The organism is Streptococcus suis (assembly GCF_016743335.1).
GTDB lineage: Bacteria > Bacillota > Bacilli > Lactobacillales > Streptococcaceae > Streptococcus > Streptococcus suis_Y.
On the sequence record NZ_WCJE01000072.1, the window covers coordinates 1 to 4,779 of the forward strand.

Here is a 4,779-nt window from a genome sequence, read left to right on the forward strand (position 1 = left end):
GATTTCTATTGAAATCATGGCTTTTCTTTGTGTATAATGAGAGAAAAAAAGGAGGTAAGTCCATGGAGTCGCAAGATAAAGTGATTGAAAGTCTAACAAAAACCATTGAAATCATGACCAACGAGCTAACCCTCCTTCGAGAACAGGTTGAGTATCTGAAACAAAAACTCTACAGAAAATCATCAGAGAAAGTTGTGTATCAACCCGGTCAGCTGAGCTTGTTTGGGGAGGAAGGCCTCCCTGAAGAAGAAGCTGACTTACCCAGTTGAAAAGAAACGATTACTTATAAACGCAAGAAAGCTAAGGGAGTTCGTCAGAGGCGGGACTAAAATCTAGTGTCACTTCTCAGAGTTCGTGTCAACATCTCAGCGCAGTGGTTGACGCGAACTCTGAGTAGTGGTCCTGGGCTTTTTGCCCAGCCTCTGGAAATAATGCTTACAATTAGGGCTTACTTAACAACTACTTGAAGTTTTTAGAGGTGCCCAGAACAAATTTGCCAAAAGAATGCAATCGTAATGCATACCGCACAAGGAGGAGGTATTGGAAAAGATTGGAATCTAGCACTCTCTTTTGTAACAACCCCTTATGCTACAATTGCTCATCAAGATGATATTTATTTACCAGACTATTGTGAAAAAATAACGTCTCAGATGACAGAGGAAACGTTGATTGCTTATTCAGATTACCAGGAAGTGAACGAGGGTGAGGTCATTGCCCTAACTTCAAATTTGAAGATCAAGCAACTCATGTTACGGACAATGGCCATGTTTCCCAAATGGAAGTTTTGGCGTAATAGGGTTTTAGCCTTTGGTAATCCAATTCCTTGTCCAGCTGTGACCTATAATTTGAAGATACTGAATGATTTCAAGTTTAATGAAGCAATGAAAGTTTCTCTTGATTGGTTTGCTTGGTATCAGATTACACAAAAAAGAGAGCTTTACCTTTGTAGATGAGAGTTTGGTATATCATCGTATCCATGAAGAATCGGAGACGACAAATAGCATTGAAAACAATATTCGTACACAAGAAGACTATGAAATGTATTTGTTGTTCTGGCCAAAGTTTATTGCCAAATTTCTCTTGAGATACTATGTTAAGAGTCAAGAAACGAATAACTAAAATATTTTGGTTGTTGATTATTGTATTCCCACCAATTCCTACTCAAAATATTTCAAAAGCATTTCAGAAGTTTTACAAACAAACTAATATTGTCATGTAAATGTAACAAAAGTTTCAAAAGATAGAGGTTTTCATAGGAAAATCTCTATTTTTGTGCTAGAATAATAGATGGAGGTCCGATATGATCAAAATTTTTGGTAAAATTCGTTACCATTGGCAACCGGATTTATCATGGGCTATTATTTACTGGTCACTTACCTTCACGTCTATTTTCATTGGTATGACACTTTTATTGGAAAAGTTGAGAGTTTCAAGATTATTTATCTTACTCCTCTCTCTCTTTGCTGTATTAGTAGTGCTTGGCTTACATCGCTATTTCGAGATAAAAGAAAAGCATTTACGGATTGCTTCGGCTAATCCTTTTGCAGTACAGAAAATTGAAATTGCTACCATAGAAAAAATCGAAGTTTCTTATCTAGCCATTCGCATATTTTCACAAGAATTTCCCAATGGGCAGGTGTATCACATGCGCAAATGGCCGAAAAAATACTTTATTAACCATTTAGCTATTCATAATTGCTTCAAGGGTGAGATTGAATTAATAGACCATTTAATAAAACAGGATTATTTTGAAGAGTATTATACAAGAAAAGCCAAATCAATCCGCTGAAATGGCTTTTGTAGGACATGATTTGATGGCTTTGAGAATATCTGGATTGGGTTCAACCGTTTTCTCAAATTGTGAGTCGTCTGAAAAAACAACGATACCGTCGTCATCATAATCGAATATAGATGAATAGGTTTGGCAGAGCCCGCAGGCAATGCACCGTTCAGGAATAAGTTTTATTTTCATATTAGTATTGTAATCATATTTTAATAAAAATACAAGGAGTTTTCTTGATAATGTCACAAGAGCCATGGAATGAAGAAGTTTATCAAACAGAAACAGTTAGTCGAAAAGAACGTCTAAACAAGGGAGTAGCAAGTACAACAGTATTTACAGTCTTGGCAATTATTTTCTTTGTTATCGTACTGATTATTGGTATCACTGCCATCTACTTGTCGGTTGGAGGAAGTAAAACAGATTCAACTAAAGAATTCTATAATCCAAGCTCCGCGGCAGTTGTAGCAGAAAGTTCAACTTCAGTTGCAGAAACACAGGAGTCTACTTCTACTGATGCGACAGAAACAGAAACAACGGAAACAAGTTCCAGTCTAGCAGAAGCTACGGATGGCTCTACCCTTACTGTTCAAGCAGGTGAAGGTGTTGGACAATTAGCCGCACGTGGCGGGATTTCAATTGCTGAGCTAGAGCGATTAAATCCAGAGAAAATGACCACAGGGTCTTGGCTTGCGCATCCAGGTGATGTAGTCCGTATTAGATAAAGAGGAGTTATGAAATCAATTCAAATTGCAATTGACGGTCCAGCTTCAAGTGGAAAGTCAACGGTTGCTAAAATTATTGCTAAAAATTTTGGATATACTTACTTAGATACAGGAGCTATGTATCGCTCGGCTACCTATCTAGCCTTGACAAACGGCATAGAGGTCACAGATCAAAATAGAATCGTGGCCTTGCTTGCTCAGTATCCTATTCGATTTGGGCGTGATGAAAATGGTCAACAATTAGTTTTTGTGGGTGATGAAGATGTCACTTTACCAATTCGTGATAACCAAGTAACAAATAATGTGTCGGCAGTAGCAGCACTTCCTCTAGTACGGGAAGAATTGGTACGACTGCAACAGGAAATTGCCCAGGCTGGTGGTATTGTCATGGATGGTCGCGATATTGGAACAGTTGTTTTACCACAGGCAGAACTCAAAATATTCCTTATTGCCTCTGTTGAAGAGCGTGCCCTCCGTCGATTTAAGGAAAATATGGAACGTGGCATTGAGACCGACTTGGAATCTCTAAAGCAGGAAATTGCGGCTCGTGACTATAAAGATTCCCATCGAGAAGTTTCTCCTTTAAAGGCAGCGGACGATGCCATTACCTTTGATACAACAGGAGTATCCATCGAAGGTGTAGTGAAATTTATTTCCGAAAAAGCGAAAGAAATTCTTGACAAGTAGTTTTAGACATGTTAGAATGGTCATATTGAGAAAAGCAGAAGTGAGAGCTTCTCGCCTTGCGACTAACGTTGTCTGGCTCTACGGATTAAGATTTCTTCGGAAAGAATAATGGTGTAGTGCGGACTTGTGTAGCAAGTCCGTTTCGTTTTTCTCGAAAAATATAAAATGAGGTGAAAAGCCATAGCAAAGCAAGATTTGTTCATCAATGATGAAATTCGAGTGCGTGAAGTTCGTCTTATCGGTCTTGAGGGTGAACAGTTGGGAATCAAACCGCTCAATGAGGCTCAGGCCATTGCTGATAGCGCCAACGTGGATTTAGTATTGATTCAACCACAAGCTAAACCACCAGTAGCGAAAATTATGGACTACGGTAAGTTCAAATTTGAATATCAGAAGAAACAGAAAGAACAACGCAAAAAACAAAGTGTTGTCACTGTGAAAGAAGTGCGTCTAAGTCCAGTTATTGATAAAGGGGACTTCGAGACAAAACTTCGTCATGCCCGTAAATTCCTTGAAAAAGGAAATAAGGTTAAGGTTTCGATCCGTTTCAAGGGTCGTATGATTACCCACAAAGAAGTTGGAGCGAAAGTATTAGCTGAGTTCGCTGAAGCAACCCAAGATATTGCCATTATCGAACAACGCGCTAAGATGGACGGACGTCAAATGTTTATGCAATTGGCCCCAGCTTCAGATAAAAAATAAGCTTTTTAAGCAAAAGGAGAATTAACATGCCAAAACAAAAAACTCACCGCGCATCAGCTAAACGTTTCAAACGTACAGGTTCTGGTGGATTGAAACGCTTCCGCGCTTATACTTCACACCGTTTCCACGGTAAAACTAAAAAACAACGTCGTCACCTTCGTAAAGCAGGTATGGTACATGCAGGTGACTTCAAGCGTATCAAGTCTATGCTTACAGGACTTAAATAAGTCGATTACTAGAAATTAGAGAATTATTCGGAGGAAAATTAAATGGCACGTGTTAAAGGTGGCGTTGTTTCTCGTAAACGCCGTAAACGTATTTTAAAATTAGCTAAAGGTTACTATGGAGCTAAACATCTCTTGTTCCGCACTGCGAAAGAACAAGTAATGAACTCTTACTACTATGCATACCGTGACCGCCGTCAGAAAAAACGTGATTTCCGTAAATTGTGGATCACTCGTATCAACGCGGCTGCTCGCATGAACGGTTTGTCATACTCACAATTGATGCACGGTTTGAAATTGGCAGAAATCGAAGTAAACCGCAAAATGCTTGCTGACTTGGCAGTAAACGATGCGGCAGCTTTCACAGCTCTTGCAGATGCTGCTAAAGCAAAGCTTGCTAAATAAGTATATAAAATAAAGAGTTTGGTCTGTGTACCAAGCTCTTTATTTTGTTTTAATGGCTCCATAATCTCTACAGTGGATTTACCCACTACAGAAATTATAGAGCCATAATTCTCTATGGTGGATTTACCCATTACAGAAATTATAGAGACTTTTGATTTTCATTGAGTATAAAAAAGCTTAGAATCAATGTAGTAACTGACATGATTCTAAGCCTTTTAGTGGCTCTATAATTTCTGTAGTGGGTAAATCCACTGTA

At 38.7% G+C, this 4,779-nt stretch carries 8 protein-coding genes, 1 pseudogene and 1 other annotated feature; of the genes and pseudogenes, 8 read left to right on the forward strand and 1 reads right to left on the reverse strand.

From position 1 onward, the window contains the following. The first annotated feature begins 62 nt into the window (after positions 1-62). The 3 genes and pseudogenes from F9856_RS11650 to F9856_RS11660 all read left to right on the forward strand — a co-directional run bounded on the left by F9856_RS11650 (position 63) and on the right by F9856_RS11660 (position 1,789). Positions 63-269, forward strand: a complete 207-nt coding sequence (locus F9856_RS11650) for a transposase (protein ID WP_202106694.1) — start codon at positions 63-65, stop codon at positions 267-269. A gap of 216 nt (positions 270-485) precedes the next feature. Further along, positions 486-1,119 (forward strand): annotated as a pseudogene (locus F9856_RS11655) (glycosyltransferase); the annotation flags it as partial. A gap of 181 nt (positions 1,120-1,300) precedes the next feature. Next, positions 1,301-1,789: an EbsA family protein gene (locus F9856_RS11660; protein ID WP_202106695.1), complete on the forward strand. Its 489-nt coding sequence runs from the start codon at positions 1,301-1,303 to the stop codon at positions 1,787-1,789. Here F9856_RS11660 and F9856_RS11665 read toward each other — a convergent pair. Then, a complete protein-coding gene (locus F9856_RS11665; RefSeq protein ID WP_024375711.1) occupies positions 1,778-1,972 on the reverse strand; it encodes a ferredoxin in 195 nt (64 codons plus the stop codon). The two genes, F9856_RS11660 and F9856_RS11665, sit on opposite strands and share 12 nt — an antisense overlap. 50 nt (positions 1,973-2,022) lie before the next feature. Here F9856_RS11665 and F9856_RS11670 point away from each other — a divergent pair, with 50 nt between their 5' ends. From F9856_RS11670 to rplT, 5 genes are all read left to right on the forward strand, one after another. Next, positions 2,023-2,505 carry an SAG1386/EF1546 family surface-associated protein gene (locus F9856_RS11670; protein ID WP_015646683.1) on the forward strand — a complete coding sequence of 161 codons (483 nt, stop codon included), beginning with the start codon at positions 2,023-2,025 and terminating at the stop codon, positions 2,503-2,505. Between the two features lie 9 nt (positions 2,506-2,514). Continuing rightward, the gene (gene cmk, locus F9856_RS11675; protein ID WP_024409642.1) at positions 2,515-3,192 is read left to right on the forward strand and encodes a (d)CMP kinase; all 678 of its coding nucleotides are present in this window, start codon (positions 2,515-2,517) and stop codon (positions 3,190-3,192) included. 26 nt (positions 3,193-3,218) lie between these two features. Further along, positions 3,219-3,347, forward strand: a sequence feature (ribosomal protein L20 leader region). Between the two features lie 40 nt (positions 3,348-3,387). Continuing rightward, positions 3,388-3,894, forward strand: coding sequence for a translation initiation factor IF-3 (gene infC / locus F9856_RS11680; protein ID WP_002940606.1), 507 nt, complete (start codon positions 3,388-3,390; stop codon positions 3,892-3,894). A 26-nt stretch (positions 3,895-3,920) separates the two neighbouring features. After that, entirely contained in the window at positions 3,921-4,121 is a 201-nt protein-coding gene (gene rpmI / locus F9856_RS11685) for a 50S ribosomal protein L35 (protein WP_012027223.1), read from the forward strand. A 42-nt stretch (positions 4,122-4,163) separates the two neighbouring features. Beyond that, on the forward strand, positions 4,164-4,523 hold the full coding sequence (gene rplT, locus F9856_RS11690; protein ID WP_012028296.1) for a 50S ribosomal protein L20: 360 nt from the start codon (positions 4,164-4,166) through the stop codon (positions 4,521-4,523). Positions 4,524-4,779 lie beyond the last annotated feature (256 nt).

Coding starts and splice junctions, on each gene's coding strand:
- F9856_RS11650 (WP_202106694.1), top strand. CDS start 63: ATGGAGTCGCAAGATAAAGTGATTGAAAGTCTAACAAAAACCATTGAA.
- F9856_RS11660 (WP_202106695.1), top strand. CDS start 1,301: ATGATCAAAATTTTTGGTAAAATTCGTTACCATTGGCAACCGGATTTA.
- F9856_RS11665 (WP_024375711.1), bottom strand. CDS start 1,972: ATGAAAATAAAACTTATTCCTGAACGGTGCATTGCCTGCGGGCTCTGC.
- F9856_RS11670 (WP_015646683.1), top strand. CDS start 2,023: ATGTCACAAGAGCCATGGAATGAAGAAGTTTATCAAACAGAAACAGTT.
- cmk (WP_024409642.1), top strand. CDS start 2,515: ATGAAATCAATTCAAATTGCAATTGACGGTCCAGCTTCAAGTGGAAAG.
- rpmI (WP_012027223.1), top strand. CDS start 3,921: ATGCCAAAACAAAAAACTCACCGCGCATCAGCTAAACGTTTCAAACGT.
- rplT (WP_012028296.1), top strand. CDS start 4,164: ATGGCACGTGTTAAAGGTGGCGTTGTTTCTCGTAAACGCCGTAAACGT.